Origin of the sequence: Roseburia porci (assembly GCF_009695765.1) — a bacterium.
GTDB classification, from domain to species: Bacteria; Bacillota; Clostridia; order Lachnospirales; family Lachnospiraceae; genus Roseburia; species Roseburia porci.
In genome coordinates, this window is record NZ_VUNI01000021.1 from 20,035 (window position 1) to 45,263 (window position 25,229).

Sequence of the window (25,229 nt, forward strand, 5' to 3'; positions counted from 1 at the left end):
CGGAATGAAAGTAGCAGTTATGGGTTATGGAACCATTGGTTCCGGAGTTGTAGAAGTTTTAAGAATCAATAAGGATCGCATCGCAGAGCGTGCAGGAGAACCGGTTGAGGTTAAGTATGTACTGGACTTAAGAGAGTTCCCGGGAGATCCAATGGAAGATAAGATCGTACATGACTATCAGGTCATTGCCAATGACCCGGAAGTTGGAATCGTTGTAGAGACAATGGGAGGCGTAGAGCCGGCATTTACATTTGTAAAAGCAATGCTTGAAGCTGGTAAACAGGTAACAACGTCTAACAAGGCTCTGGTAGCTGCAAAAGGCGCAGAACTGATCCGTATTGCCCGTGAGAAGAATGTAAACTTCCAGTTTGAAGCCAGTGTTGGTGGCGGAATCCCGATCATCCGTCCTCTGAACTGCTGTCTGACTGCTGATGAAATCGAAGAGATCACAGGTATTTTAAACGGAACAACCAACTACATGCTTACAAAGATGTCTGAGGAAGGTGCTGAATTTGAAGATGTATTAAAGGATGCACAGGCAAAAGGCTATGCGGAGAAAGATCCGACTGCTGACATTGAAGGACATGATCCATGCCGTAAGATCGCAATCCTGACTTCTCTGGTATGTGGCAGACAGGTTGATTTTGAAGACATTCACTGTGAAGGTATTACAAAGATCAGTGCTACCGACATCAAATATGCCAAGGCAATGAATCGTTCCATCAAACTTCTGGCTTCCAGCCGCAAGGTAGGAGAGAGTTATGTTGCAATGGTTGCACCATTCTTACTTCCACAGACACATCCGTTATGCAATGTCAACGATGTATTTAACGGTGTATTTGTACATGGTAATGTACTCGGCGATGCAATGTTCTATGGAAGCGGAGCTGGTAAGCTTCCGACAGCAAGCGCGGTTGTAGCAGACATTGTGGATATGGCAAAACATCAGAATGTAAATATCGTGATCGACTGGAAAGAAGAGAAAATGGAACTTCTGGATTACAAGGACTGTACAAATGTATTCTTCGTAAGAACTGCAGCAAGCAAAGCAGATGCAGAGAAAGTATTTGGCAAAGTTACCTATGTAGAAGCTGGAATTTCCGGAGAGATCGGATTTACAACAGAAGCAATGACAGAAGGCGAGTTTGAGACGAAGGCAGAAGAGCTTGGTATCTTAAACCGTATCCGTCTTGCGTAGGAGGGTATCCGAAATCTGGCATTCCGATTATGGATTTCTCCGTAAACAATGAAAAATGATCGATTGCGGAGAAAAATTTGCAGATTTTAACATATAAAACGGGCGATTCTCCGTAGGAAAAAGAAAATTATTGATTACACCGACGGATATTGAAAATATGATGGTGTAATCATAAAAAGATGTTCATTTACGGAGAAAATGCCAATTATCCTATGGAGTATAGCAATAAAATTAGGTGTAAATGAAGGAAAAATCGCTATTGCGGAGAATTTCACAGGATGATCTGTTTGTTACATGAATAATTATAAGGGGACGTCAATTACGGCAAACGCCGGGATTGACGTCCCCTTTTGTTTTGTACTATTTGCACAAAAACAGATGATATCAATTGACTATTATGTCAAAAATGTTTCAAAGGGTTCCAAACACATTATAGAAATGGTATAATCATTACATCGAAAGGCGATAGAATTTCATAAGGTGGAATCGGAGAGTGGAGATGATTTGACGTGCTTGAAGCAGATTGCTTTAGGTATTCATCTGATGTCCACTTTTCTATTGCAGATGAAAGGGAAGCGCCACGCAGCCAATCAACCACTCCTGGCAGTAACGCGAGGCATATAATTATGGAGGAATCAGGTATGGCAAAGTATATTATGGCATTAGATGCGGGAACAACAAGTAACCGTTGTATTTTATTTGATGAGAAGGGACAGATCTGTTCCATGGCACAGAAAGAATTCCGCCAGTTTTTCCCAAATCCGGGATGGGTGGAGCATGATGCCAATGAGATCTGGTCTACGCAGCTTGGAGTTGCTGTTGAGGCAATGAACATGATCAATGCAAAGGCTGCAGATATTGAGGCAATCGGAATCACCAACCAGCGTGAGACTGCGATTGTCTGGAACAAAGAAACAGGAGAACCTGTATATAACGCAATCGTATGGCAGTGCCGCAGGACATCTGCGATCGCAGATGCATTGAAGGCAAAGGGACTTCAGGAGACATATCGCCAGAAGACCGGTCTGATCATCGATGCGTATTTTTCTGCGACGAAGATTAAGTGGATACTGGACAATGTAGACGGTGCACGTAAGCTCGCAGAAGAAGGGAAACTTTTATTTGGAACCGTGGAGACATGGCTGATCTGGAAGTTTACCAAGGGAAAGGTTCATGTAACTGATTATTCCAATGCATCCAGAACGATGCTTTTTAATATCAATACATTAGAATGGGATAAAGATATTCTAAAGGAACTGGATATACCGGAGAGCATGCTCCCGACACCGGTTCCGTCAAGTCAGATCTACGGATATACCGATCCGTCTTTCCTTGGAGATGAGATTCCACTGGCAGGTGCTGCCGGGGATCAGCAGGCTGCTCTTTTTGGACAGACCTGTTTTCATGAGGGAGAAGCCAAGAATACATATGGAACTGGTTGCTTCTTGTTGATGAACACTGGTGAGAAGCCGGTATTTTCCAAGAATGGACTGGTAACAACCATCGCCTGGGGACTGGATGGCAAAGTCAATTATGCCCTGGAGGGCTCGATATTCGTTGCAGGAGCCGCAATCCAGTGGCTGCGTGATGGAATGCGCCTGATTGATTCCTCTTCCGATTCAGAGTATATGGCAACCAAAGTAAAAGGCACACATGGATGTTATGTGGTACCTGCATTTACCGGACTGGGAGCTCCACACTGGGATCAGTATGCAAGAGGAACCATCGTTGGAATTACCCGTGGAACGAATAAGAATCATATTATCCGTGCAACACTGGAGTCAATTGCACTTCAGGTATGTGATGTTATTGACGCGATGAAAGCAGATGCCGGTATTGAAGTGAAGTCACTGAAGGTAGACGGTGGAGCAAGCGCGAATAACTTCCTGATGCAGTTTCAGTCAGACATGTTAGATGTGCCGGTAAGACGGCCATCCTGCATTGAGACCACAGCAATGGGTGCTGCATATCTTGCAGGACTCGCAGTTGGTTACTGGAAGAATAAGGAGGATGTGATCTCCAACCAGTCGCTTGACCGCGAATTTACGCCTCAGATCGCTCCTGAGGAGCGTGAAACCAAACGAAAAGGCTGGAACAAAGCAGTCAAATATGCATATGGCTGGGCAAAAGAGAATCCGGACGATGAGACGGAGGAAAAGTTATAATTTAGGTATCACAGCGATGGGGGTCGCTTTGATATAGAAATCTTTCGATTATCTTTTGGGAGAAGTAATAGAAGGAATAAAATGGGGAACACGGTGTCAGATATGACACCGTGTTTTTGTGTTTAAAAGTATGGAGTTATTTTCGCGTTTTATTTCAGACGGAAGAAGAAAGCACTGTAAGCGGGCAGTTCATATCCGTCATGGAATTCTACGTCATTTCCGGTGATCAGATCAACTGCATGGCTGCTTCCGAGATTGAATCCAGCCCAGAATGGCGAATCAGCCGCATTGATTGCTACAAGAACACGTTCGCCTTCCCATTCGCGCTTGAAGATGCACTGTCCGTTTGTGAGAACGACAGAGCTGAAATCACCATATTGTAAAGCTTTGGAAACCTTCTTTGCAGCTGCAAGTTTCGAGATCCAGTCAGACAGTTCGTTTTCAACCGGTGCATCAAATGAAACGCGAAGAGCAGGATCTCCATCTTCCTTTCGTCCGGTTGCACCCCATTCGCTGCCGTAGTATACACATGGAATACCAGGCATGCCAAATGCAATCGCATAGATTAACGGCAGGTGCGCCGGATTGTTTAAAATGCTTGCAACACGGGTGACATCATGGTTATCCACGAAGGAAAGCAGATGTTTTCCTTTATATAAAGTCCACTGTTCCGGACCAAACTGACGAAGGAGGGAATGATTGATCTCAAACATGTTCATGGAATTAAAGCTTGAATGAAGTCCCTTATAACATTCGTAGTTTGTGACAGAATGTAACATCTCATCATTCATGATCTGGTTATAATCGCCATGAAGTGTTTCGCCGACAAGGAAGAAATCCGGTTTTAATTCGTTACAGAAGCTGCGGAGCCTTCTCATGAAATCGTGATCCAGACAATAGGCAACGTCGAGGCGGAGTCCGTCAATATCGAATTCTTCGACCCATCCACGGATTGCAGAGAAGATATGCTGGATGACATCTTCGTTGCGGAGATTCAGTTTGACAAGGTCGTAGTTGCCTTCCCAGCCTTCATACCACAGACCGTCGTTGTAATTGGAGTTCCCGTCAAAGGCAATGCGGGAAAACCAGCTTACATATGGGGAAGCTTCCCGGTTTTTTAGAACGTCCTGAAATGCCCAGAAACCTCTTCCGACATGATTGAATACACCGTCTAAGACGACACGGATACCTTCTTTATGAAGATTGCTGCAGACTTCGGCAAAATCCTCGTTGGTTCCAAGCCGGGTATCGATCCGGGTGTAATCTCTTGTGTTGTAACCGTGTGTATCGGATTCAAAGACCGGTGAGAAGTAGATGGCATCCGCACCGAGCTTTTTGATGTGAGGAATCCAGTCATTGACTTTTAAAATGCGGTGTTCTAATACACCATCGTTTTCAAATGGTGCGCCGCAGAATCCTAACGGATAGATCTGGTAAAATACACTTTCGTAAGCCCACATAATATTACCTCCTGATATTCTATGTTGTTTTTTAACCAAGTAATGCTTTATCGGATGCGAATTCTTCTCCGGAAACCTCTTCGAATTTGAGGAGAAGATCTTCTACGGTAAGGCGTTTTTTCTCTTCGCCTGAGATATTTAAGATGACTTTTCCGTTATTCATCATGATCAGGCGGTTGCCGTGTGCGATGGCGTCACGCATATTGTGTGTGACCATCATGGCGGTCAGATGGTTCTCAGTGATGATCTTGTCGGTAAGAGCAAGAACTTTCGATGCCGTCTTAGGATCTAAGGCAGCCGTATGTTCATCGAGAAGGAGCACCTTTGGCTTCTGGAGAGAGGCCATAAGCAGTGTGACAGCCTGACGCTGGCCGCCGGAGAGAAGCCCGACTTTTGAAGTCATGCGGTCTTCCAGACCAAGGTCAAGTTCCTTTAAAAGTTCATGGAAGTGTTCTTTTTCGGCTTTGGTGATACCCCAGCGGAGTCCGCGTTTCTGTCCGCGTCGTGCGGCAAGAGCAAGATTCTCATCGATCTGCATAGTGGCAGTAGTACCGGTCATCGGATCCTGGAATACGCGGCCGAGGAAAGAAGCACGTTTGAACTCCGGAAGTCCGGTTACATCAACTCCATCGATTAAAATCGCCCCATCATCTACCGGCCAGGTGCCTGCGACCGCATTTAACATGGTTGATTTTCCGGCGCCGTTTCCACCGATCACAGTAACAAAGTCACCTTCATCCAGTTTTAAGTTTACCCCGTTTAAGGCATGCTTTTCATTGATCGTTCCAAGATTGAACGTTTTATGTACATTGCGGATCTCTAACATTTACTTCTCCTCCTTATTCTTGGCATCTACATCACCGTATGCAGTGGCAGAACGGCCAGCTAACATGGCAGCAGCGCGTTTTCCTGCTTTTGCAAAGGAACTTTTGCTCTTTCCCTTTAAGTATGGAACTGCAAGGAAAATGGCAACGATGATCGCTGTAAAAAGTTTTAAGTCATCACTTGGCATTTTCAGCCAGAGTACGATACCGATGACGATGTAGTAGATGATGCCACCGATGACAACAAAGATCAGACGACCTTTGAAATCCATGCGTTTTCCAAGGATCGCATCGCCAAGGACTTCTCCGATGATAACTGCAGCCAGACCAATGACGATACCGCCACGTCCCATATTGACATCAGCGAATCCGGAATACTGTGCGAGCAGTCCGCCGGATAATGCAACGATTGCATTTGAGATGGAAAGTCCGATCAGTTTCATATTATCAATGTTGATTCCCTGTGCACGGCTCATGGCAGGATTACAGCCGGTTGCACGGATGGCAGAACCCTGCTCGGTTCCGAAATACCAGTATAAAACGATAATCAGAACGGCTGCAAAAAGAAGTCCGATCACGATTGCAGAAGTCAGGTTACGGGAAGAAAGGATCAGGCTGTATTTGTCAACGCTGAGTGCCTGGTTTGCATGACGGTCCATAATATTTAAGTTGATCGAATAAAGTGCGATCTGTGTCAGAATACCGGCAAGGATCGGTGGAATTCCGAGTTTGGTATGTAAAAGACCCGTGCAGAGGCCTGCGAGAAGTCCGGCAATGCAGGCACAGAGCAGAGCAACCCAGATGTTATAGCCTTTTACGGTCATCATAACGGTAACCGCACCGCCGGTTGCAAAAGAACCGTCTACGGTCAGGTCTGCAAAATCGAGCAGACGGAATGTGATATACACACCAAGTGCCATGATTCCCCAGATCAGGCCCTGGGCGATGTTACCCGGCAGCGCATTGGTGAATGCAAGCGGGTTTAAAGATGAAAAATAGTTGATCAGAAACATGTGTTTACCTCCATAGTAAAATATTACATTTTCCAATAAAACAGAAAAAAGGCCCATTGGACCTTTACTCTGTATATGGATGTGAATTAATCTGCTTTCAGTTCTTCGTAGCCGTCCGGAATGGTGATTCCAAGTGCATCGGCACGGTCAGCGATGTATTCTTTTGTGAATTTTGGCGCAGACTGGACTTCCATGGTAGAGATATCTTTTCCGTTTACAAGAATATCATATGCCATTTCTCCGGTTGTATATCCGAGATCATAGTAGCTGATGGAAAGTGTTGCAACACCACAGCCTTTGGCAATTCCTTCTTCGCCAGCGAAGATCGGAACTTTTGCAGGAGAAGCTACATTGTTGATGGCTTCTGTGCAGGATGCAGCAGTATTATCAGTCGGGATATAAATGACATCGGAATTATCACAGGCACTCTGTGTTACCGAAGCAACATCGTTGGAATCGGAGAATGTGTATTCTTTTACAGTGTATCCCTCGTCCTTCAGATATTTGGTAATGGTAGTAGACTGGTAGATACTGTTTGGCTCAGAAGAACAGTATAAGATACCTACATTTTTGGCATCCGGGAATAATTCGGCGATACATTTGGCCTGCTGGTCAAGTGGTGCAAGATCTGTTGTTCCGGAAATGTTTTTTCCGGTTGTTCCGGTCCAGTCGGATACGTCGAGTGCTGTTGCATAATCAGTAATGGATGTTCCAAGTACCGGGATTGTATCGGTTGCTGCTGTAGCAGCCTGAAGGGCAGCAGTTGCATTTCCGAGGATCAGATCATAATTGTTGGTTGCAAATGTGGTACAGATGGTAGAACAGGTAGATGCATCTCCGGCAGCATTCTGCTCATCAAATTTGACATTGTCACCGAGTTTATCCGTAAGTGCATCTTTAAATCCCTGGGTTGCGGCATCAAGCGCTTCATGCTGAACCAGCTGGCAGATACCGATGGTGTAAGTCTTGCCGGATGTATTTCCGGAACTTTGCGTACTGTTTGTGCCTGCGTCAGAACTTCCACAGCCTGCAAGAGATAATGTCAGGGCAGCGGCAAGAACAACGGAAGCAAATTTGGTTGCCTTTTTCATACTTATAACCTCCTTGTGACACTAATGCTTTAACGCATCAATGCATCGATTGAATAAATTATATGCGCTTAAAGCGGAGAAGTCAATCATTTTATATGGATGGAAAAAGCGTGGAATCTAAGGAAAAGTCAATGACTTTTTTGCCGGGATATGCTATGGTAACAGCAGGGAGAGTGGAAAGGAATAAAATATGGGGGTAAAAGAATGGATTTTTGCAGTGACAGAAGCAATGCTGGCGCTTGTCTATCCGCCAAGATGTCCGGTGTGCGACGAGATCGTTGCGTTTGAAGACAGAGGGAATGTGCATCCGGAATGCAGGAAGAAGCTTTTTCAGATCACTGGCCCAGTCTGCATGAAATGCGGACAGCCGGTCGACAATGCCAGAATTGAATTTTGCTTTGACTGCGGGAAAAAGCAGCATCATTACCGGCAGGGAAAGGGTGTTTTCCTATATAAAGGGGACATCAAACAGACCATGTACCGGTTCAAATATTCCAATAAGAGAGAGTATGCAGCATTTTTTGCAGGGGTGGCAGCAGAACAGTACACAGAATGGATGCTGCGCATCGGGGCAGAAGTTATCGTACCGGTTCCGATGTACAGAAGAAAGCAAAAGCTCCGCGGATATAATCAGGCGGAGGTGTTTGCAAGGGAACTTTCCAGGCGGACGGGCATTCCATACAGGACAGATCTGGTTTCCCGGACACGCGATACGAAGCCGCAAAAGAATTTAAATGACACAGAACGCAAAAATAATCTGAAAAATGCTTTTCATGTGTCGCAAGATATTGTAAAATATAGATATATTCTATTAGTTGACGATATTTACACAACAGGCAGTACGGTTGACACCATTGCACAGGCGGTACTGCAGACGGGTGTAATCGATATTTATTCCCTGAGCATCTGCATCGGGAAAGGCATATGAGGAGGTTTGCGTTATGGAGGTTACGAATTGCAGAGACTGCGGTCGTTTGTTTAATTATATTTCGGGTCCGAGAAGATGTCCGGAATGTCAGAAGAAGCTGGAGGAGAAGTTTCAGCAGGTGAAGGAATTTTTGCGTCAGAATCCGGATTCCAGCATCAGTCAGACGGCGACTGAGAATGAGGTATCTGTGAAACAGATCAAACAGTGGATTCGTGAAGAGAGACTTGTAATCTCCAATGGAATGGCAGAGGGAATCGTCTGTGAGAGCTGTGGAAAACCAATCCGCACAGGCCGTTTCTGCGAATCCTGCAAGAAGACGATGGTACAGGATCTGTCCAGTGCGTTCGAGAAACCGAAGCCTGTGGAACGAAGTCTGCATACAGAGAAAGAGAATGACCGCATGAGATATCTGAAATAAAGAGAACAACCAAAGCTGCAGAGTAATCTGCAGCTTTTTCATATAAAGATTAGGGGGCGGTGATTTTTAGTGGCAGGCAAATTGCACAAAACAGAGACTGATTTTGTGACCTGGGAGAAAATTAGAAAATCTTAGTTTACCTACGGGCAACTAGTGTTTTGCTGCCATGGACGGCAGCAAAAGTCTTAACGACCCATGGACGGGGCGTTTAAGACGTACACGTCACTTTGAAAAAACAAATCAGGTAAACTTAGATTTTCTTATTTTCGGACAATGGAACATAATAGGCACTGTTTTGTGCAATTTGCCTGCCACTAATATTAAGGTCACCTCCCCAACCTTTATATGAAAAACGCGCCACACAAGAAACATTTGGAAAATATAGAGTGGTATGGTATAATGATTTTTAACAATGCGCAATTGCGTCCAGAAGCAAGGGAGTTTATTACATGATTAACGAGGAACGTGTAAAAGAATTATACGAGATCGCAATATATGATAACGGGAAAAAGAAGAAGTCCGGACAGATGGGGATGTATTATCGCAGTGATTATATCAGCAAGGAAATGATCAAGAGCATTTTTACAGGAACACTGGCATTTCTTTTGTGTGCGACACTTTGGATCTTCTATGATATGGAGAATATCTTAGCGTCTATTAATTCACTGGATGTGATTGCAATTGCAATCAGCACAGTATGCAAATACGCCGTTTTTATGGTGATTTATGAGATCATTACATACATCATCTATTATCGCCGGTATACACGGGGGCGGAAGGAACTGAAAGAATACTGCAGTCACCTGAAGAGAGTCAATAAGCTCTATGAACGGGAAGACAAGATTAAAAACAGCAAATAGCACTTGGGGAGGACTCAATGACAAAATTATTGGAATATAAAGATAAAATTATTCGTTTTTATGAGAATTATGAGACGTACATGTATCCGGCATTTAAATTTGTGATTGCATTGATTACGTTTTTACTGATCAATACCAATATTGGATTTATGACCGCGATCAGCACATTTCCGGTAGCACTGATCCTTGCGCTGGTGTGCTGCCTGCTTCCACAGAATGGAACAATCTGGATTGCAGCATTCGTGATCATCGCAGATATGTATGCATTATCACCGGAGGTGGCGCTGACAGCCGCAGTACTTCTTGCAGTGGTTTACTTTGTATATTTCCGTTTTGCACCGAAGGATGGTATGGGAGCACTGTTTACTCCGATTGCTTTCAAATTGAACATTCCTTATATTATGCCGGTCGGCACCGGACTTTTCGGGGAACTGTATTCGGTGATTTCCGTTGTATGCGGAACCGTTGTATATTATTTCCTGGACGGAATTCACAGAAACAGTACAACACTTGCAGCAGTTGTTACGGAAGATAAGACTGGAAGCACATCAAAGTTCAGCGTTTCCGTAGGACAGCTTCTTGGGAACAAAGAGATGTTTCTTGTGATCGGTATTTTTGTTGTGACATCAATCGTTGTATATTTTATCCGCAGAACCACGATGGACCATGCATGGCTGATCGCTATCGTGTCCGGAGTACTGATCCAGGCACTGGGACTTTTTGCGGGATACCTGATCCTTGGCATTACAGGTAAGACAGTTACATTGATCATCGGCGCAATCCTGTCTCTTGTGATCGGTTTTATCCTGCAGTTCTTTTTCATGAATCTGGATTATGCAAGAACGGAACGTGTGCAGTTTGAGGACGATGAATATTATTACTATGTAAAAGCAGTTCCAAAGAAGACCGTTGCGGTTCAGGAGAAAACAGTCAAGCATTTTGGTAATACTGCAAGTATGGGGAAACGCATTGACCACAGTAAGCAGGAACTTTCGGAAGAAGAAGAGGAACTTGCCCGCAAGGTATTTGCGAAGGAACTGGACATTGATGAAAAATACCTGAAATAATTTCGGAAAAAAACATATAATTTTAAAGAAAACGCAAGTAATTGTTCACATTTTGGACATGTACCTGCGGTAGAATTGGAAAATTGTGAGAAAGGAGAGAAAAATGAACGGTATATTTGAAACACTTCAGATGTTTAACGAAAGTATACACAACAACTATAATCTGCCGGATATCCATATCGGACCGACAGACTGTGTCGAGATCCTGATTATTTCTTTCCTGTTTTATCATGTATTATTGTGGATCAAAAACACACGGGCATGGAATCTGTTTAAAGGAATTATCGTGCTCCTGATTTTTGTACTGGTAGCGGCAATTTTCCAGATGAATACGATACTCTGGCTGGCACAGAATACCTTTAATGTCGGTGTGATCGCACTGGTTATCATTTTCCAGCCGGAACTCAGACGCGCACTTGAGAACCTTGGTACCAGGAATATTCTTGGCAATCTGTTTAGTTTAAATAAGACAGATGAAGCCAAGTTCAGCGATCGTACCATTGATGAACTGGTAAAAGCAAGTTATGCAATGGGAAAAGTCAAGACAGGAGCACTGATCGTAATTGAAGATGACATCAAATTAGACGAGTATATCCGTACCGGAATTGATGTAGATGCGCTCGTATCCAGTCAGCTTTTGATCAATATATTTGAGAAGAATACACCGCTTCATGATGGTGCGGTGATTATGCGCGGGGACAGAGTGGTATCTGCGACCTGTTATCTGCCGCTTTCGGACAGTCTGACATTATCCAAGGATCTTGGAACCAGACACCGTGCAGCAGTAGGAGTCAGCGAAGTAAGCGATTCACTGACGATCGTAGTATCCGAGGAGACAGGAAAGGTCTCTGTGGCAATGCGCGGTCAGATCTATCATAATGTAGATGCTGACTTCCTGCGCGACAAACTGAAATATATGCAGAACCGGAATCATGAAGCAACACGCCTTGAACTGCTGAAAAGGAGGTTATTAAATGCTAAAAAAGATACTAAAAAAGCTGACGAATAACCTTGGTTTTAAGCTTCTGGCTGTATTGTTTGCATTTGCTATGTGGCTTGTAGTCTATAACATTGATGATCCAAGCTCCAGCAAGAATTTTACTGCAACGGTAACCATCCAGAATGCACAGTCGATCTCGGATATGAACAAGTGTTATGAGGTGATCGACGGAACTGGAACAGTAAGTTTTCGCGTTACGGCGAAGAGAAGCATTTTAGAGAAACTGGACTATTCGGATTTTACTGCGATTGCAGATATGAGTCTGATGAATGTAAGCGATGATGGAACGGAAGGAAGCGTTCCGATTGCCATTTCAGTCAATAATTATACGTCCTCTGTCAAAGTCAGCGGACTTACCAAATATCTGAAGGTTTCCCTGGAAGATCTTCAGGAGAAACAGTTCGTGATCACCGCAGACACCAAGGGAAAGGTGGCAGATGGATTTACGCTGGGAGATGTAAGCGTTTCCAATCCGAATGTGATTAAAGTTTCCGGCCCTGCATCTGTGGTCGGACAGATTTCGAAAGTGGTAGCAACGATCGATGTAAGCGGAATGTCAGTGGATATTTCGGACAATGTTGTGCCGGTATTTTATGATGAAGAGGGTAAAACAGTGGATACGACCAAGCTGACACTGAGCAGCAATACAGTGACCGTATCCGCCAAGATCCTGAGTACAAAGGAAGTGCCGATTCATTTCAATACAAGTGGAACACCGGCGGATACGTATTCCGTTGTAGAGATTACCAGTGATCCGGAGACGGTTCAGATTAAAGGAAGTTCTTCTGTGCTGAATCCGATCAGTTCTCTTGAGATCCCGGCTGAGGTGCTGAATGTGGATGGAGCGAATAAAGATATCACGACAAGCATTGATATTTCAGAATACCTTCCGGACGGCGTGTCACTGACCAAGAATTCACAGGCAACCGTTTCCGTTACGATCCGGATTGAACCATATACGACACAGAGTTATAATATTCCGGTTTCCAATATTTCTGTGAACGGGCTGGATGACAATTACAATCTGGCATTTGGACAGTCAACCGTTAATGCATCGGTCAGTGGTATGTCCAGCGATCTGTCTTCGCTGAATGCAAACAGCATTAAAGGAAGCATTGATGTGTCATCTCTTGGAGAGGGAACACATACCGTCAATGTTACGCTGACATTAGATGCGGATAAGTTTGTGCAGCAGACGACAACAACCGATGTTACGATCACCAGAAAGTCGGATGGAACAACAACTACAACGCCATCCAATGATGATAATAACAAAACTTCTAACAGTGAGAGTACTGGAAATAATACCGGAAACGGCACGACAGACACGACTGGAGAAGGCGATGACACCAAAACGACCGGAGACAATGGAACAAACAATAACAATAGTACAGGCAGCGATTCCACAACAAATGGTCATTAAATAATACACAGATAAGGGAGAAAAAGAGTGGTTAGTCAGAAAATAAAGATTATGAATCCAACAGGTCTGCATTTAAGACCGGCAGGTAATTTATGTAAAGAAGCAATGAAGTTTAAAAGTCTTATCACATTTGAATATCGCAATAATGTGGCAAATGCAAAAAGTGTGTTGAGTGTACTTGGAGCCTGCATTAAAAGCGGAGATGAAATCAATCTGATCTGCGACGGAGAAGACGAAGAGGAAGCGCTTGCATCACTGGTAAAGGCAATTGAGGAAGGATTAGGCGAATAAGATGTTAAATTACACAAGATACCGGAGAGTTCCGGTTTTACATTATCCGGAAAGACAGTGGCCGGACAAAGAAATCGAAAAAGCACCAATCTGGTGTTCCGTAGACTTAAGAGACGGTAATCAGGCTCTGATCGAACCAATGAACGTAGAAGAGAAAATGGAGATGTTCGATCTTCTTGTAAAACTTGGATTTAAGGAGATTGAGATCGGATTTCCGGCGGCTTCACAGATTGAGTATGATTTTTTACGTAAACTTGTCAAAGAAAACCGTATTCCGGATGATGTCAAAGTACAGGTTCTGACACAGTGCAGAGAGAACCTGATCGACCGTACATTTGAAGCAATTCAGGGAATCAAGAATGTGGTACTTCACATTTATAATTCCACTTCTACACTTCAGAGAGATGTGGTATTCCATATGGATCGTCCGGAGATCATTCAGATTGCCGTAGACGGAACCAGAATGGTCAAAGAACGCATGAAGAATTTTGACGGCAATCTGCAGTTAGAATACTCTCCGGAGAGTTTTACCGGAACGGAGATGGATTTCGCACTCGAGATCTGTACTGCTGTTCAGAAAGAATGGGATCATGCCAATGACAACCCGATCATTTTCAATCTTCCGGCAACTGTGGAGATGAACACACCGAATGTGTATGCAGATCAGATTGAATGGATGAGCACACATTTTGAAGATCGTGATCACATTATTTTAAGCGTACATCCACATAATGACAGAGGAACCGGTGTAGCGGCAACTGAACTGGCACTTCTTGCCGGAGCAGACCGTGTAGAGGGAACACTGTTTGGAAATGGAGAACGTACCGGTAACGTGGATATCCTTACCGTTGCTTATAATATGTTTTCCCAGGGGATCAATCCAGAGCTGAATCTGGAGAACGTCAACGAGATCATTGATGTTTATGAGAGATGCTGCAAGATGTCCGTCGGAATGCGTCATCCATATGCAGGAAAACTTGTATTTACTGCTTTTTCCGGAAGCCATCAGGATGCCATTAACAAAGGTGAGATGGCAATGAAAGAACGTAAGCAGGAATGGTGGGAGGTTCCTTATCTTCCGATCGATCCGGCAGACGTAGGACGCGAATACGAGCCGGTTGTAAGAATAAACAGCCAGTCTGGTAAAGGCGGTGTCGCATTCGTAATGAATACCGTATATGGTTATAAGCTTCCGAAAGAGATGCAGAGGGAATTCGCAGATGTCATCCAGAAGATTTCCGAAAAAGAAGGCGGAGAAGTATCACCTTCCCGTATCATGGAGGCATTTGAGAAGCATTACCTCAAATTAAAAGAGCCGTTTGAGTTCACATCACTCCGTGTGGAGGATGATCAGGACGACGATGACACCAGAGTGGCTCTGGACTTTAAATATAAAGGGGAAGACATTCATTCCGAGGCAGGTGGCAACGGACCAATCGATGCTGCCAAGATCGCAGTACGCCAGTGCGTACCAAGTGTGGATGTCACAATCTTAAATTATGATGAACATGCACTGAGTGAGGGAAGCCATGCAAAGGCAGCCTGCTACATTCAGATGAGAGATAACAGAAGCGGTAATGTAACATTTGGTGTTGGCGTAAGTTCGAACATCACAAGAGCATCAATCCGTGCCATGTTTTCCGCATTGAACCGTCTTTCGGAAATGGAGAATTACTAGGAGCTATTTCAAAATGAGAATAAGAGAACAGTATAAGCATTTGTTGAACTTTACAGCGAATATTGTAACCTTGATCGTAGACGCAGTCCTGTTCGGACTTGTGTGGTATAACTATTATGCAAGCTGGGAGATGGATAACGGACTTGTTTCCCAGTATTTCCGAAGAGGTAACTGGGCTGTGATCGGAATGTATATCCTGATCATTTTCTTCTTTACCAAAGTGTTCGGAGGTTACCGCATCGGATATATGCGTGTAACGGATATCATTTTATCGAATATGCTGGCACTTGTGCTTGGACATATTGTTGCTTTTTTAGAGCTTTGTCTGATCTGCCGTGACTATGTTAATCCGATTCCATTGATTAACGTAGCAGTCATAGAAGCAGCATTTATCGTGCTGTGGAATATTATGGTGCGTAAAGCATATCAGATGCTGTATCCGCCGAGACAGATGATCCTTGTATACGGACAGTATGCACCGGATGATCTGATCGCCAAGATCAATACGAGAAAAGATAAATATAATATCTGTGGAACAGTAAGCTGCACCGTAGGACTGAACCGGCTTTATCAGATTATTGATGATTATAAGGCAGTCGTGCTTTGTGATCTTCCGGCTGAAGTGCGTAACGACATTATGAAGCACTGTTATGAAGAGGGAATTCGTACCTACGTAACTCCGAAGATTACAGATATCATGTTAAGAGGGGCAGACGATATCCATCTGTTTGATACACCGTTATACCTTTCCAGAAATAACGGTCTGTCCATTGACCAGAGATTTTTCAAAAGAGCCATGGATATCATAATCTCACTGATTGGAATTGTGCTGGCTTCACCATTTATGCTGATCATTGCGATCGCAATCAAACTTTATGACGGAGGCCCTGTGTTCTATAAACAGGAACGTCTGACACGTGGACAGAAGCCATTTATGATCATCAAATTCCGGAGTATGACAACGAAATCCGAGGACAAAGGTGCACGCCTTTGTGCCAAGGACGATGCCAGAGTAACACCGGTTGGTAATATCATCCGGAATATCCATTTCGATGAACTGCCACAGTTATTCAACATCTTAAAAGGTGACATGTCAGTGGTAGGACCGAGACCGGAGCGTCAGGTGATCGCTGACCAGTATATGGATCAGATACCGGAGTTTGCATTCCGTACCAAAGTCAAAGCCGGACTTACCGGTTATGCCCAGGTATGGGGAAAGTACAATACAACGCCATATGATAAGCTTAAGATGGATATCACATACATCGAGAATTATTCCATCTGGCTGGATATCAAGCTGATCCTTCTGACGATCAAGATCCTCTTTATCAAAGAGAATACAGAAGGCGTTGATGAGACTCAGATTACCGCACTAAAAAAACACGATTTATAAATGAGGCGTCATGGGAATATCCGTTTTAATGTCAATTTATCAGAAAGAGAAAACTGAATATTTTCAGGCTGCGATGGAAAGTATCTTAGCACAGACCTGTCCTGCAGATGAGATTGTACTCATCCAGGACGGTCCGCTCACGCCGGAACTTCTTGATATGATCGGGAAATACCAGATACTTTTAGATGACAGACGGAGAGAACAGGGGCTTAACCGCCCTCGTTTTGTTACTTACCGTTTTGACGAGAATGTACAGCTGGGGCGTGCACTTGCAAAAGGTGTGGAACTATGCTCAAATGAGTATATTGCGCGTATGGACACGGATGACATCGCAAGAACCGGGCGTCTGGAAGCGCAGCTTCACTATATGGAAACACATCCACAGACGGCGGTGGTCGGAGGCGCGATCGAAGAATTTAACGATGAAGAGACCGAGCGGCACATCAAGCATATGCCAACCGGAACCGAAAATGTGAGAACTTACGGAAGATACCGGAATCCTGTGAACCATATGACCGTTATGATGCGAAAGAGTGCCATACTGGATGCTGGAAATTATGTACATTTCCCGAATCTTGAAGATTATCATCTCTGGATCAGGGTGCTTGCAAAAGGCTATCAGCTGGATAACCTGGAAGAAGTGTTAGTGGAAGCACGTACGAATGAAGATTTTTATGGAAAACGCGGAGGAAAAGGATATTGGAAGCGTTACATGGAACTGCGGAAAATGCAGCATGAGCTTGGAATCACAACATTTCCACAGTATCTGGCAGCCTGTATGGTCACAACAGCCATGGTAGCGTCACCGAATCAGTTACGGAAGCGTTTCTATCGGATATTACGGAGATAGATTCATTAATAAGAGAGGAGATGGACATGGAAAAAGTATTAAGCGTAGTAATCCCGTCTTATAATGTTGAAAAATATCTGGACCGATGCCTGTCATCATTTGTGAATGCAGAAGTATTAAGAGATATTGAAATCCTGATCATCAATGACGGATCAACGGATAAAACATCTGAGATTGCAGAGAAATACTGCCGGAAATACCCGAGCAGTTTTACCTTATACAATAAAGAGAATGGCGGACATGGCTCCGGCATCAATTATGGAATCGAGCACGCCACGGGCAAGTATTTCAAAGTCGTGGATGGGGATGACTGGGTAGAAACAGGAAATCTGCCTGTGTTTATCCATACATTAAAGAAAACAAATGCAGATATCGTAGCTTCCAACTATCGCCTGGTACAGGATGGAACGGATCAGATATTGGAAGAGCGCTATGCATGCAAAAATAAATATCATTACGGCAAAGAATGGGGATTTGCGGAAGCAGTCAGCGAACCGATCATTAAGATCCATTCCCTGACGATCCGGACCGATATTCTCAAAGAAAACAATATCCGTGTGGATGAAAAAGTATTTTATGAGGATGCAGAATACATTCTGTATCCAATCCCGTTCTGTAAAAATGTATATTATGATCCAACCTTTGTATACATGTACCGTCTTGGCAGAAACGGACAGAGTGTGGATATTGAATCGATGAAGCGGCACCGGAAAGATCATATGCAGGTGCTCAATTCATTATTTGAATATTATATTGACCACCAGTTTATCCAGCAGTACAAGAAGAAATATCTGGAGCGCGGAATCGCATTATCCGTGCAGAACCAGTATCAGATCTATCTTGCAATGGGAGACGAAGCTGGTGTGTATGACAAAATGAAAAGATTTGATACACAGCTTCGGGAAAACTACCCGGGAATTTATCAGGCTGTGACCAAGAAGAGCATTTGGGCAATACGGCACAGCAGCTATCTGCTGTTCCCGTTTGCTGTGAAATTATATAAGCTTATGAAACGTTCGTGAGGAAATTATGGAAAAGATATTATCAATTGTGATACCGACATACAATGCGGAAAAGTTTTTGGATAAGGGACTGCCAACATATATTCTGGATGACAAAGAGAAGATGAAAAAACTTGAAGTTCTTGTTGTCAATGATGGTACACCGGATAACAGTGTTGCAGTTGCACAGAAGTATGTAGATCAGTATCCGGAGACTTTTAAGATCATTAATAAAGAGAATGGCGGGCATGGCTCTGCAATTAATGTGGGCGTGGAACATGTCACCGGAAAGTATTTCAAATGTGTGGATGCGGATGACTGGGTCGTAACAGATGCGCTTTCCCATATGATGGACATTTTAGAGCAGTCCGAGGCAGAGGTGGTCGTATCCAGCTTTAAGAATTATGATCTGATCACACAGTCTTATATTCCAAGGGATATACATAATCCTTCGGAAGATAAGAACAAATTATATACGATTCCTGAGATCATGGAGATCTTTGGAGAGGTTTATTATGGAATGTCTTTCCATGGAGTTACTTACCAGACAAAGTTCTACCGGGAGCAGAATTATAAGCTGACGGAGCATGTATTTTATGAAGATCAGGAATTCGCAACGATTCCGATGTGCCGTGCAACAAAGATTCAGCTGGTTGAGGAAGAACTTTATGTATACCGGATCGGAGATGTGAACCAGAGCATCGCAGCGGAGAGCCAGTTAAAGAAACTTCCGGATTTCCATAAGATCATATTCAGCATGATCGCATTCGAAAAGAAGCTTCCGGAGTGCCCGGAAGGTGCAAGAGACTTATGGGCAAAAAAGGTATCCATGTTTATTGCAAGCTATTATCAGATTGCACTGATCAAAAGCAAAGATAAGAAGAAATACCGTCCGGTCGTAGAAGACATCAACCGGAAGATCGAGAAAGAAAGTCCATATATCTATGGATGCATCAAAAATAAATACAAAGTATTCAGGCTTTTTAACAGATTGCATATGAGCAATGACTTTTATGACAATCAGTTTTCAAAAATGTTAAAATTCGTAAAAAAAGGATTTCATGTAGACAGAAAAATCTATTATTGATAAGGAGCCGGAAGTGGGAGAGAACAGTTTAGACTACAGCAACAACAGACGATGGGAGAATTTATATCTGATCATATATGGGGTGATCGTGGCGCATGATGTTCTGGATGCAACGATGTTTAATATCCAGTGGCCGCCAAAAACAGGGCTTGTTTTGTATTTTGCAATCATGGTATACACCCTTGCAATGCTTTGTTTCAACAACAAATACAGCAAAAAAGAACTGATCTGTGCAGGTGTGGTTCTTGCCGCATTTGTGATTGCAGCAGTGGTTGGAGATAATTCCTTCCTGTTTGAGGTAGGATTTCTGATCGTAGGAGTAAAGAATATACATTTTGACCGGATATTAAAAGTATTTTTCGGAGTCAGCTTTGTAATTCTTGCAGCAGCTATGATCTGCTCCCAGACCGGTATGATTGAAAACCTCGTATATCCTTCGGTAAGAGGCGGGGTACGTCAGTGCTTTGGAACAATCTATCCGACAGATTTCGCAGCACATGTATTCTATATGGCAATGGCAGCACTGTGCGTAAATAATCGAAGAATCCATATTGCAGATATCGTGATCGTAGGAGCGCTTGGAGTATTTGTCTATAAAGCATGCAGTGCATTTACCGGAACGATGACACTCGGACTTGCAGCAATCGGTATGATCGTTGTCATGATCGTGCAAAGGAGACTGGAACAGGCGAAAAATCCGGTCATTGTCGTAGATTTTAAGGAAGATGCACCGGCGGAGCCGCAGCAGAAAGCATGGAGAGATGCATTTACCGGAAACCGGTTTGCAGATGAGTCCCCATATGAGACATCAGAGGAAGTTCTGGAATGTACAGATGCCCCTTCAGGATGGTGGAATGGACTTCTTCGGTTCCTGACACTGGCACCTGTATTCTTTGCAGCACTTTTTATCGGCATGGTGCATCTGTATCGGCCGGAAAGCGCATTCTGGGCGAAACTGGACCAGATCTTAAGTATCCGTCTTTCTGTCAGTGCAGAAGGAATCGCCAATTATGCATACCGTTTCTTCGGACAGCATGTCGAAGAGTTTGGAAACGGCCGCTCGATCGAGACAAGAGAACATTATTTCTTTATAGATGACTCTTATCTCAGGATGGCACTGATCTATGGAATCGCAATCCTGATCGTGGTGCTTATTATGATGATCATCATTGCAAACCGTGCGGTCCGCTATCAGAGATGCATGCTGTATCTGGCAATGCTTCTGATCGCATTACATTGCTTTATGGAACAGCATATGCTTGAAATGGCATTTAATCCGTTCATTCTGGGCATGTTTGCAGACATGAACTGGGAAAGAAAAATACATCAAAAGTAATCACATAATGGAGAATAATCAATGGATTCAAAGAAATGGATTGTACGATATATAGAGCTTGCATTGGACGTTATCGTCATGTTTGTCGCATATGCAGTTGCCAATAAGATCAAGTTCGGTGGATTCCGTACCGGTATTCTCTATCCGGAGGGAAGATACCTGACACTGTTTTTGATTGAGATGGCAGCCTATGGTATCGTCTCTCTTTTGTTTTTTGTCAATGACAATCTGTTAGCAAGAAATGCAGCACAGGAGATTCTTGCGCTGATCAAGATGTTTGCATATACAGTTGCACTTACAGCTCTGTTTATCTATTTTACCAAATCAGCAGAATATTATTCCAGAGAGCAGATGATCTGGTTCTTTGCAATCAGTTTCTGGCTTGTTTTCTTTGTACGTCAGTGGCTCAAACGTATCATCATGAAGAGTTATCACAGATCCGGGGCAAACGAGAAGATCATGCTTGTCACAACATCGGATCAGGCAGAGCGCGTCATAAAACGCATCAAAGAAACAAGAAACTGGTATTTTCGAATCTCCAGCATCGCAATTTTAGATAAGAATATGATCGGAGAAGAAATCAATAAGATTGAGGTTGTTGCGGATGCAGGCAATCTGATGGAGTTGATCTCGACCTCTGAGATTGATTCGGTATTTTTGCATGTTCCGGAATACTATTGTTTCCAGTATAAGAAATTTATCAATGATGTCCGGAGTATGGGCAAGACCATACATCTGAACATCGATGAGTATGAATTGCATTCCGGCTCCAGACAGCTGCAATATCTTGGAAAATTTGCAGTTGTCAGCTGGATCGGTAAATATTACCGTTTGAGAGAACTCGTGTTCAAACGTCTGATGGACGTGATCGGCGGACTGATCGGAACCGTCCTTTTTGTGATATTATGGCCGTTTTTCGCACTTGCGCACTGGATCGAAGGCGATAAAGGACATACGATCATGCCAATCGTCCGTGTCGGAAAGAATGGACGCCGTTTCTATATGTATAAATTCCGCACCATGTATCTCGATGCACAGGAACGCTATATGGTATGGAAAATGGATGGCTCCATCGGAAAAGATCCGCGATACTCCAAAGTGGGAAGAGTGATCAAGGCACTTGGAATCGAACTTTTGCCAAACGCATGGAATGTGCTCTGGGGAGACATGAGTATCGTCGGAGCAAAAGCGCCTTCACTTCCGGATTTTATCGGTTATTCCAAGGAACAGCGAAAAGGTCTCCGGTTAAAACCTGGTGTGACCGGATTCTGGAGAGCTTATTATAAAGAAAGAGGAATCGAAGCACTGCAGCAGGAGTGTGACGATTATTATATTGAGGAATACAGCACACGGCTGGATCTTCAGATCATTGGACGAGCACTCTTAAATAAATTCACAAGCAAAAGAATCTACAGAGATCATTCGGTGGATTTTGAAGACGAAATGGCTTTTCTGGCTGATATACAGGCAGATGAAGCACCACTTGTGTACGAGAAAGATTATGACGAACCGGAACTTCAGACAAGAAAAAGCAATCCGGTGTATGCAGTGTTAAAAAGAGCCTTTGACATTGTGTCATCACTGCTTGGAATGATCATACTTTCACCGGTATTTCTGATTCTGGCGATCATGGTACGCTGGGAAGACGGTGGATCGGTATTTTACGGACACACGAGAGTCGGTTATCACGGGAAAAAGATTACCGTATACAAATTCCGCAGCATGAAAATGCGTGTCGGAGATCTGGAGAAGATCCTTACACCGGAGCAGCTCGAACAGTATAAAAAAGAGTTCAAGATCGATAACGATCCGCGAATTACAAGAATCGGAAATATCTTAAGAAAGACAAGCCTGGATGAACTCCCGCAGTTATTTAACATCTTTAAGGGAGATCTTTCCGTGATCGGACCAAGACCGATCGTTGCAAAAGAAACAGCAATCTATGGCAGACAGGTTGCCAAACTGCTCTCGGTAAAACCTGGACTGACCGGTTACTGGCAGGCATATGCCAGAAATAATGCAACCTACGAAAGTGGGGAACGTCAGAAAATGGAGATGTACTATGTAGATAATCGTTCACTCTGGCTTGACATTAAGATCTTATTCCGCACGGTAATATCTGTTATCAAACGGGACGGGGCAGAATAAAAGCAGGAGAGAATACGGTTTCGGAGGAAGTATCGTGGAGAAAACAAAAACAGTAAGTATTATCATACCAACCTTAAATGCAGAGGGATATCTGCCGCCACTGATCCATGCACTGAAAACACAGACACATGTTCCGGAGGAGATACTGATCGTAGACTCAGAATCAACGGATCAGACCTGTGCGATCGCCAAGCAGGAACAGATTCGCGTGCACAAAGTGAAGCGAAGCACATTCGATCATGGCGGAACAAGGAACCTTGCAGCAGGACTTACAACCGGAGATTATATCTTCTTCCTTTCACAGGATGCACTTCCAGTCAATGAACATTATATTGAGGAAATGGTAAAAAGCCTCGAACAGGATCAGGTGGTCATGACATCGGCGAGACAGATTGCAAGAGTCACGGCACCGCCGATCGAAAAGCTGACGAGACGGTTTAATTATCCGGCAGACAGCTTTGTGCGGACGAAAGCAGACATTGCAAGACTTGGGATCAAGGCTTACTTTTTCTCGGATGTCTGTTCAGCATATCGAAGAGAGTTTTTCGAAGAAATGGGCGGATTTGAGAGCCCGATCCTTACGAATGAGGACATGTTAATGGCATCGAGAGCATTCGGGCACGGCTATGCGATTGGATATTGCGCAGAGGCGAAGGTATATCATTCGCACAAATATACGCTTACACAGCAATACAAACGGAACTTTGATGTATCGGTATTTTTGCAGACCCATAAGGATGAGATCGAATCCGGAAGTTCGACCGGAGAAGGAATCCGAATGGTGCTATATATAGAGAAAGAACTGCTAAAAAAAGGCAGGATCGGTTCCATGATCTGGTGCGTGTTTGACAGCGGAGCCAAATTCCTGGGCAACAGGGCCGGGAAAAAGTTTGCCTCCATGTCACAGGAGACCATTCTTAAGAAAACATCGAATCCGGGATATTGGAAAAAGAAGTTTTCAGACCAGAAATAGTGGAGAATCACATTCCAAATGTGGAAAAGAGGAACTCATATGGAGAATAACGTGGAAAACGTCAGATATCACACAGACAAGATTGCAATTCTGCTTGCAACTTATAACGGAGAGCAGTACCTGCGAGACCAGCTGGATTCCCTGCTGTCGCAGACCTGTCAGGACTGGGTCACTTACATTCATGATGATGGATCGACGGATCAGACCATGAAGGTGATCGAAGAATACACAACAAAATATCCACAGAAATTTGTAAAAGTAGATGGAATATCCACAGGAGGCGCCAAGAAGAACTTCTTTTACCTGCTGTCTTGTGTGGATGCACCGTATCTGATGTGCTGTGATCAGGATGATGTGTGGCTTCCGGAGAAAGTAGAGGTAACCTTTCAGGCGATGAAGCAGCTGGAACAGGAGTACGAAGACAGCGGAAATCAGGAGAAAGAGATACCGCTACTTGTATTTACGGAACTTCGTGTTGTGGATGGAAAGCTGAATACGATTGCGGAGACGATGAGCTCGTATCAGCAGCTGGCATGTAAAGATGCAAAATTAAGCAGGATGATCATTCAGAATGTAGTGACCGGCTGCACAATGATGATAAATCGCAGATTAAAAGATATGATGCTTCAGTATCAGAATATTGAGCATATCATCATGCATGACTGGTGGGGGGCAATCATAGCAGCGCGGTTTGGACAGATCCGTTTTATACCTCAGCCAACGATATGTTACAGGCAGCATGAGGATAACAGTGTGGGAGCCAAGAAAGCAGGAAGCGCTGGCTATATTCGAAAACGTCTTCAGAACATTGCGGATATTAAGCGTTCGTTGGAACTGACAAGGATTCAGACCAGAGAACTGGAACAAAGCTTTCATCTGGAACAGGATCCATTGATTCATGAGTATGGTAATCTGGAAAAGAAAAACAAAATTGCAAGACTTTGTTTTTATCAGAAAAAAGATGTGAAAAAGACCGGATTCTCAAGAAAAGTAGGACTGGTACTTTGGGGCTGATTTGACAAGTT

General features: G+C 43.7%; 22 protein-coding genes. 18 read left to right on the plus strand and 4 right to left on the minus strand.

From position 1 onward, the window contains the following. Window positions 1-4 precede the first annotated feature (4 nt). Both FYJ75_RS11250 and glpK read left to right on the plus strand, forming a co-directional pair. Window positions 5-1,198, plus strand: coding sequence for a homoserine dehydrogenase (locus FYJ75_RS11250; RefSeq protein ID WP_154430547.1), 1,194 nt, complete (start codon window positions 5-7; stop codon window positions 1,196-1,198). 641 nt (window positions 1,199-1,839) lie between these two features. Next, complete coding sequence (gene glpK, locus FYJ75_RS11255) at window positions 1,840-3,363, plus strand: glycerol kinase GlpK (RefSeq protein ID WP_154430548.1); 1,524 nt, start codon at window positions 1,840-1,842, stop codon at window positions 3,361-3,363. 149 nt (window positions 3,364-3,512) lie between these two features. Here glpK and FYJ75_RS11260 read toward each other — a convergent pair whose 3' ends face one another. The 4 genes from FYJ75_RS11260 to FYJ75_RS11275 form a co-directional block, all read right to left on the minus strand. After that, complete coding sequence (locus FYJ75_RS11260) at window positions 3,513-4,823, minus strand: alpha-amylase family glycosyl hydrolase (protein ID WP_154430549.1); 1,311 nt, start codon at window positions 4,821-4,823, stop codon at window positions 3,513-3,515. 31 nt (window positions 4,824-4,854) lie between these two features. After that, complete coding sequence (locus tag FYJ75_RS11265; RefSeq protein WP_154430550.1) at window positions 4,855-5,649, minus strand: ABC transporter ATP-binding protein; 795 nt, start codon at window positions 5,647-5,649, stop codon at window positions 4,855-4,857. After that, on the minus strand, window positions 5,650-6,651 hold the full coding sequence (locus FYJ75_RS11270; protein WP_408638928.1) for an ABC transporter permease: 1,002 nt from the start codon (window positions 6,649-6,651) through the stop codon (window positions 5,650-5,652). It lies immediately after the preceding gene. A 95-nt stretch (window positions 6,652-6,746) separates the two neighbouring features. Continuing rightward, complete coding sequence (locus tag FYJ75_RS11275; protein WP_154430552.1) at window positions 6,747-7,751, minus strand: ABC transporter substrate-binding protein; 1,005 nt, start codon at window positions 7,749-7,751, stop codon at window positions 6,747-6,749. 190 nt (window positions 7,752-7,941) lie between these two features. Between FYJ75_RS11275 and FYJ75_RS11280 the strand changes: the two genes are divergently transcribed. The 16 genes from FYJ75_RS11280 to FYJ75_RS11355 all read left to right on the plus strand — a co-directional run bounded on the left by FYJ75_RS11280 (window position 7,942) and on the right by FYJ75_RS11355 (window position 25,218). After that, the gene (locus FYJ75_RS11280; protein ID WP_154430553.1) at window positions 7,942-8,679 is read left to right on the plus strand and encodes a ComF family protein; all 738 of its coding nucleotides are present in this window, start codon (window positions 7,942-7,944) and stop codon (window positions 8,677-8,679) included. Window positions 8,680-8,692: 13 nt separating this feature from the next. After that, window positions 8,693-9,097 (plus strand): flagellar protein, encoded by a 405-nt coding sequence (locus tag FYJ75_RS11285; RefSeq protein WP_154430554.1) that lies wholly within the window; start codon window positions 8,693-8,695, stop codon window positions 9,095-9,097. A 449-nt stretch (window positions 9,098-9,546) separates the two neighbouring features. After that, on the plus strand, window positions 9,547-9,957 hold the full coding sequence (locus tag FYJ75_RS11290; RefSeq protein ID WP_154430555.1) for a hypothetical protein: 411 nt from the start codon (window positions 9,547-9,549) through the stop codon (window positions 9,955-9,957). A gap of 17 nt (window positions 9,958-9,974) precedes the next feature. Beyond that, window positions 9,975-11,024 carry a hypothetical protein gene (locus FYJ75_RS11295; RefSeq protein ID WP_154430556.1) on the plus strand — a complete coding sequence of 350 codons (1,050 nt, stop codon included), beginning with the start codon at window positions 9,975-9,977 and terminating at the stop codon, window positions 11,022-11,024. A gap of 103 nt (window positions 11,025-11,127) precedes the next feature. After that, on the plus strand, window positions 11,128-12,033 hold the full coding sequence (cdaA, locus tag FYJ75_RS11300) for a diadenylate cyclase CdaA (RefSeq protein WP_154430557.1): 906 nt from the start codon (window positions 11,128-11,130) through the stop codon (window positions 12,031-12,033). Further along, window positions 11,999-13,447, plus strand: a complete 1,449-nt coding sequence (locus FYJ75_RS11305) for a CdaR family protein (RefSeq protein ID WP_154430558.1) — start codon at window positions 11,999-12,001, stop codon at window positions 13,445-13,447. Before cdaA ends, FYJ75_RS11305 begins: the two co-directional genes overlap by 35 nt. Window positions 13,448-13,474: 27 nt before the next feature. Further along, entirely contained in the window at window positions 13,475-13,738 is a 264-nt protein-coding gene (locus FYJ75_RS11310) for an HPr family phosphocarrier protein (RefSeq protein ID WP_328596932.1), read from the plus strand. Window position 13,739: 1 nt separating this feature from the next. Continuing rightward, entirely contained in the window at window positions 13,740-15,416 is a 1,677-nt protein-coding gene (gene leuA, locus FYJ75_RS11315; RefSeq protein WP_154430559.1) for a 2-isopropylmalate synthase, read from the plus strand. Between the two features lie 13 nt (window positions 15,417-15,429). Further along, a complete protein-coding gene (locus FYJ75_RS11320; protein ID WP_154430560.1) occupies window positions 15,430-16,809 on the plus strand; it encodes a sugar transferase in 1,380 nt (459 codons plus the stop codon). Window positions 16,810-16,819: 10 nt separating this feature from the next. Next, the gene (locus FYJ75_RS11325) at window positions 16,820-17,659 is read left to right on the plus strand and encodes a glycosyltransferase (protein WP_154430561.1); all 840 of its coding nucleotides are present in this window, start codon (window positions 16,820-16,822) and stop codon (window positions 17,657-17,659) included. A gap of 26 nt (window positions 17,660-17,685) precedes the next feature. Next, window positions 17,686-18,681 (plus strand): glycosyltransferase family 2 protein, encoded by a 996-nt coding sequence (locus FYJ75_RS11330; protein ID WP_154430562.1) that lies wholly within the window; start codon window positions 17,686-17,688, stop codon window positions 18,679-18,681. A gap of 7 nt (window positions 18,682-18,688) precedes the next feature. After that, window positions 18,689-19,747 (plus strand): glycosyltransferase family 2 protein, encoded by a 1,059-nt coding sequence (locus FYJ75_RS11335; protein WP_154430563.1) that lies wholly within the window; start codon window positions 18,689-18,691, stop codon window positions 19,745-19,747. 13 nt (window positions 19,748-19,760) lie between these two features. Continuing rightward, on the plus strand, window positions 19,761-21,083 hold the full coding sequence (locus tag FYJ75_RS11340) for a hypothetical protein (protein WP_154430564.1): 1,323 nt from the start codon (window positions 19,761-19,763) through the stop codon (window positions 21,081-21,083). 21 nt (window positions 21,084-21,104) lie between these two features. Further along, window positions 21,105-23,231 (plus strand): sugar transferase, encoded by a 2,127-nt coding sequence (locus tag FYJ75_RS11345; protein WP_154430565.1) that lies wholly within the window; start codon window positions 21,105-21,107, stop codon window positions 23,229-23,231. 34 nt (window positions 23,232-23,265) lie between these two features. Continuing rightward, window positions 23,266-24,204: a glycosyltransferase family 2 protein gene (locus FYJ75_RS11350; RefSeq protein ID WP_195838997.1), complete on the plus strand. Its 939-nt coding sequence runs from the start codon at window positions 23,266-23,268 to the stop codon at window positions 24,202-24,204. 39 nt (window positions 24,205-24,243) lie between these two features. Next, window positions 24,244-25,218: a glycosyltransferase family 2 protein gene (locus FYJ75_RS11355; protein ID WP_195838999.1), complete on the plus strand. Its 975-nt coding sequence runs from the start codon at window positions 24,244-24,246 to the stop codon at window positions 25,216-25,218. Window positions 25,219-25,229: the final 11 nt, after the last annotated feature.

Coding starts and splice junctions, on each gene's coding strand:
- FYJ75_RS11250 (WP_154430547.1), top strand. CDS start 5: ATGAAAGTAGCAGTTATGGGTTATGGAACCATTGGTTCCGGAGTTGTA.
- glpK (WP_154430548.1), top strand. CDS start 1,840: ATGGCAAAGTATATTATGGCATTAGATGCGGGAACAACAAGTAACCGT.
- FYJ75_RS11260 (WP_154430549.1), bottom strand. CDS start 4,823: ATGTGGGCTTACGAAAGTGTATTTTACCAGATCTATCCGTTAGGATTC.
- FYJ75_RS11265 (WP_154430550.1), bottom strand. CDS start 5,649: ATGTTAGAGATCCGCAATGTACATAAAACGTTCAATCTTGGAACGATC.
- FYJ75_RS11275 (WP_154430552.1), bottom strand. CDS start 7,751: ATGAAAAAGGCAACCAAATTTGCTTCCGTTGTTCTTGCCGCTGCCCTG.
- FYJ75_RS11280 (WP_154430553.1), top strand. CDS start 7,942: ATGGGGGTAAAAGAATGGATTTTTGCAGTGACAGAAGCAATGCTGGCG.
- FYJ75_RS11285 (WP_154430554.1), top strand. CDS start 8,693: ATGGAGGTTACGAATTGCAGAGACTGCGGTCGTTTGTTTAATTATATT.
- FYJ75_RS11290 (WP_154430555.1), top strand. CDS start 9,547: ATGATTAACGAGGAACGTGTAAAAGAATTATACGAGATCGCAATATAT.
- FYJ75_RS11295 (WP_154430556.1), top strand. CDS start 9,975: ATGACAAAATTATTGGAATATAAAGATAAAATTATTCGTTTTTATGAG.
- cdaA (WP_154430557.1), top strand. CDS start 11,128: ATGAACGGTATATTTGAAACACTTCAGATGTTTAACGAAAGTATACAC.
- FYJ75_RS11305 (WP_154430558.1), top strand. CDS start 11,999: ATGCTAAAAAAGATACTAAAAAAGCTGACGAATAACCTTGGTTTTAAG.
- leuA (WP_154430559.1), top strand. CDS start 13,740: ATGTTAAATTACACAAGATACCGGAGAGTTCCGGTTTTACATTATCCG.
- FYJ75_RS11320 (WP_154430560.1), top strand. CDS start 15,430: ATGAGAATAAGAGAACAGTATAAGCATTTGTTGAACTTTACAGCGAAT.
- FYJ75_RS11325 (WP_154430561.1), top strand. CDS start 16,820: ATGGGAATATCCGTTTTAATGTCAATTTATCAGAAAGAGAAAACTGAA.
- FYJ75_RS11330 (WP_154430562.1), top strand. CDS start 17,686: ATGGAAAAAGTATTAAGCGTAGTAATCCCGTCTTATAATGTTGAAAAA.
- FYJ75_RS11335 (WP_154430563.1), top strand. CDS start 18,689: ATGGAAAAGATATTATCAATTGTGATACCGACATACAATGCGGAAAAG.
- FYJ75_RS11345 (WP_154430565.1), top strand. CDS start 21,105: ATGGATTCAAAGAAATGGATTGTACGATATATAGAGCTTGCATTGGAC.
- FYJ75_RS11355 (WP_195838999.1), top strand. CDS start 24,244: ATGGAGAATAACGTGGAAAACGTCAGATATCACACAGACAAGATTGCA.